This is a genomic window from Mesorhizobium sp. M1A.F.Ca.IN.020.06.1.1, from assembly GCF_004023265.1.
Taxonomy (GTDB): domain Bacteria; phylum Pseudomonadota; class Alphaproteobacteria; order Rhizobiales; family Rhizobiaceae; genus Mesorhizobium.
Genome location: NZ_RZSR01000579.1, coordinates 1 through 3,904 on the forward strand (window position 1 = coordinate 1; position 3,904 = coordinate 3,904).

Annotated in this window: 4 protein-coding genes and 1 pseudogene; 3 read left to right on the forward strand and 2 right to left on the reverse strand. The window is 63.8% G+C overall.

The features are described 5' to 3' along the window. Positions 1-9 precede the first annotated feature (9 nt). A complete protein-coding gene (locus tag EOA60_RS22675) occupies positions 10-945 on the reverse strand; it encodes a FliM/FliN family flagellar motor switch protein (protein ID WP_095823383.1) in 936 nt (311 codons plus the stop codon). 34 nt (positions 946-979) lie between these two features. Next, a complete protein-coding gene (motA, locus tag EOA60_RS22680) occupies positions 980-1,855 on the reverse strand; it encodes a flagellar motor stator protein MotA (protein WP_067002381.1) in 876 nt (291 codons plus the stop codon). 144 nt (positions 1,856-1,999) lie between these two features. Here motA and EOA60_RS22685 point away from each other — a divergent pair, with 144 nt between their 5' ends. The 3 genes and pseudogenes from EOA60_RS22685 to fliI form a co-directional block, all read left to right on the forward strand. Continuing rightward, positions 2,000-2,776 carry a DUF1217 domain-containing protein gene (locus EOA60_RS22685; RefSeq protein WP_095823384.1) on the forward strand — a complete coding sequence of 259 codons (777 nt, stop codon included), beginning with the start codon at positions 2,000-2,002 and terminating at the stop codon, positions 2,774-2,776. A gap of 7 nt (positions 2,777-2,783) precedes the next feature. Continuing rightward, positions 2,784-3,506, forward strand: a complete 723-nt coding sequence (gene flgF / locus EOA60_RS22690) for a flagellar basal-body rod protein FlgF (protein ID WP_127335215.1) — start codon at positions 2,784-2,786, stop codon at positions 3,504-3,506. A gap of 4 nt (positions 3,507-3,510) precedes the next feature. After that, positions 3,511-3,904, forward strand: a pseudogene (gene fliI / locus EOA60_RS22695) (flagellum-specific ATP synthase FliI); the annotation flags it as partial.

Sequence of the window (3,904 nt, forward strand, 5' to 3'; positions counted from 1 at the left end):
AGCCAGGCCTCAGCCCGGCACCAATCCGTCGATGAAATCCTGCCCGCCATCGTGGGGATGCCGGATGCGGACCGTGTAGTTCTGTCCGAGCTTGCCGAACTCGCAGACAAACAGCGTCTTGTCGCGCGCGCTGAGCTTTGCCTGCAGTTGCGCATCTTCCTCGAACTCGATCACCTGTCCGGGCTGGAAGGCGGCGAGATCGCCAAGCGACAGCCGGGCGAGCGGCATGGTGGCCTCGAGCCGCACGGCCGAGCGCATCACTTCTTCCGAGAAGCGGGCTCGCCAGTCGAATTCCGTCGTCTGGTCGCCGCCGTGATCTGCGGTGGCGCCGCGGGTCGCCAAAAGGATTCGCTGCGGGATCATCACCGTCACCGTGCCGGTGTCGGTCGGCGTCGAGATGCCATAGATGATGCGAACCGCCGCCCCGTCGCGCAGCACGCGCCGTTTCGCCTCGTTGCCGGACATCGCCCTCGGGACAGGCTGGCGCAGCTCGAGAGAACGCCGGCCCGATCCGTTCAGCGCCATCGCAACCTCTTGGAAGACGGTGGTGGCGACGTCGGTCTCGATCTGTGACAGGTCGCGCTCGATCGGCGCCACCGGCTGATCCGGGTCGCCGCCGAACAGCGCCTGGACCATGACGGCGATCGCCGGCGCGTCCATGACGAGCGTCATGGCGTCGGCCGACGTCGGCGACGGAACGATGGTCATGGCGAAGGTTTCGCCCGCGCGCATACGCGCATCGGGGACACGTCCCACTTCGACCGCCTGCAGGTCGACGGTGACCGGCGCGCCCAGCTCTGCGGAAAGGGCTTTCTGCAGTAGCGGGAGCGAGCGCTCGGCCATGCCGCGGCCGACGCCGATCACCTGCGCGGCCTCGCCGCTGTCGCCGACGAGACGCTCGATGATGAGAGCCCGGGTTTGCGACGGACTTGCCGGACTGGTCATGACGGCAAGCGGCCCCGGCTGAAGTTCTGCATGCTCAGGCCGCCTTCTTCTCGGCGGTGCCGGTGTTCATCGTGCTCTGCTCGACGGCATCGATAGTAGGACGCTCATAGGACGAAATGGTCTTGCGGCCGAACTCGATCGCGACCTGCGGCAAGGCGCCGTTCATGTAAGCGAGCAGCGTCTGCTTGACGATGATGTACAGGCGGTTCTTCTTCTCGCGCACCGTCTTGATCTTGGTGGCGACCGGACCGACCACGGCATAGGACAGGAAGATGCCGAGGAAGGTTCCGACGAGCGCAGCACCAATCAGCCCGCCGAGAATTTCCGGCGATTGGTCGAGCGCGCCCATCGCCTTCACCACGCCGAGCACGGCCGCGACGATGCCGAGCGCCGGCAGGCCGTCGCCGACCGCGACCATCGCGTGATAGGCCTTCAGCTTGTCGGTGCGGATCGTCTGGATCTCCTCATCCATCAGCGCCTCGATCTCGTGCGAGCGCGCATTGCCGATGATGATGATGCGGCAATAGTCGCAGATAAAATGCGTCAGGTCGTGGTTCTTGAGCACGGTCGGGAACGCCTGGAAGATTGCCGACTCTTCCGGATTGTCGATATGCGCCTCGACCTCGCTGCGCGACTTCGACCGCAACTCGCGCATCAGGCTGTGCAGGACGCCAAGCGTTTCGAGATAGTCGCGCTCCTTCGGCACGGCCTGCTTGAAGGCCTCGAGAATGCCCTTGCCGGTGTCCTTGACCGTCTTCATCGGATTGGCGACGAGGAAAGTGCCGAGCGCTGCGCCGCAGATGACCACCGCTTCCCAAGGCTGGATCAGCACATGCAGATGCCCACCCATGGCCATGAAGCCACCGAGCACGCAGCCAAGCGTCACCACAAGTCCGATCAGAATACCCACGACAGGTCCTTCCGCATGTCACGTCGGGGATCAGGGATAGCCCTCGTGCCTTGTGTGAGGCTTGAATCGCGATGCGGAAACCGATTCAGCCTCGCACAAGGAAGCATCGCTATCGTCACCGGAAAGCTTCGGCCGGAGGCGCAGATGTTGAACACCTATACGAGCTATCAGCTCATCGCCAAGGACATCCCAAAGGCAATCGACCAGGTCGAGTCGCAGCCCGTCGTGAAGCGTGACACCGACTACTATTTGGCCAATATCGGCAACGTCAAAAGCATCGACGATTTCGTCAACAACACTCGGCTGTTCAACTACGCGATGAAGGCGTACGGGCTGGAAGACATGGCCTATGCCAAGGCCTTCATGGTCAAGGCGCTCAAGGAAGGCGTGTCCGACTCCGACAGCTTCGCCAACAAGCTGAGCGACAAACGTTACGCCGACTTCGTCAAAGCGTTCAACTTTGCGGCTTACGGCTCGACCGCCACGCTCTATCCCTCCGCCCAGCAAGGCGCGGTCGACAAATACATGCGCCAGACGCTGGAGGAGAATGCCGGCGAGACCAATCAGGGCGTGCGGCTGGCGCTCTATTTCCAGCGTAAGGCGCCTGACATCAACAGCTGGTATGACGTGCTCGCCGACACGGCCCTTTCTAGCCTGGTGCGCACGGCTCTCGGCCTGCCCGACTCCATCGCGTCGGCCGACATCGACAAGCAGGCGCAGATGTTCGAGCAGAAGCTCGATATCGCCGACTTCAAGGATCCCGACAAGCTGAACACCTTCCTTACCCGCTTCACCAGCCTGTGGGAGATCAACAACCCGACGACCACTGCCGTGACCTCGGTCAGCGTGCTGTTCGCGCAGCCGACCACGGTCGGCATCTCGACCGATCTGATGATGGCCATGCAGAAGCTGAAGTTCTGAGAACACCATGCAGGACAGTCTCTACGTCGCCCTATCTTCGCAGATTGCGCTCGAACGCCGTCTCGACACCATCGCCGACAATGTCGCCAACGCTTCGACCATCGGCTTTCGCGCCACCGGCGTGAAATTCGAGGACGTGGTCTCCGGCACCGGGCCGAAGTCGGTATCCTTCGCATCCTCCGGCAAGACCTATCTTTCCAGCGCGCACGGCTCGCTGACCGAAACCGGCAATCCTTTCGATTTCGCCATCCAAGGCGACGCCTGGTTCGCCATCGAGACGCCGGCCGGCACGGTGATGACCCGCGACGGCCGTTTCTCCATGAACGAGAACGGCGAGCTGATGTCGATCGAAGGCTATCCGGTGCTGGACAGCGGCGGCGCCCCGATCCAGCTCGATCCGCGCAACGGTCCGCCGAAGGCCGGCGCCGATGGCTCGCTGCGCCAAAACGACCAGCTCGTCGGCGCCATCGGCCTCTACGATTTCGATTCCGGCGCCAATTTCGTCCGCTACGGCAATTCGGGCATCGTTCCCGCGCGGACCCCGGAACCGGTCACCGACCGCTCCGATGTCGGCGTAGCTCAAGGGTTTCTCGAGGAATCCAACGTCAATCCGGTGCTGGAGATGACCCGGCTGATCCAGGTGCAGCGCGCCTTCGAGAATACGGCTGCGCTGATCCGGCAGAGTGCTTCGTCCACCGACGATGCGATCAAGACGCTCGGCGACAAGTAACGGGATGGCGAACGGCTCGTCCCTGCTCCGCGCGCCTGAGAAGCTTGCAGACGCCGGTCCCACGGATCGGCTGGCCGCGCTCGAACGCATCTGGCGGCGGTTCGACAACCCGGAAACGCTGCTCAGCCGCGGCGGCCGCGTCGTCGAGATCTCGCCCACTCACTACAAGGTGCGCGGCCTTTCGGACATTGCCAGGCTCGGCGACATCGTCGAGCAGCGCGGCAAGACCGGCACGCGCCGCGGCGAGATCGTCAGGATAGGCCGCGACGAGGTGGTGGTCGCGCCGTTCGAGCGCCACGCCGATGCCGGCATCGGCGACACCGTTTTCCGGCGCGGCCCACTCGCGGTCGCGCCGGATGTTTCCTGGCGCGGGCGCGCCATCGATGCTTTGACTCGCG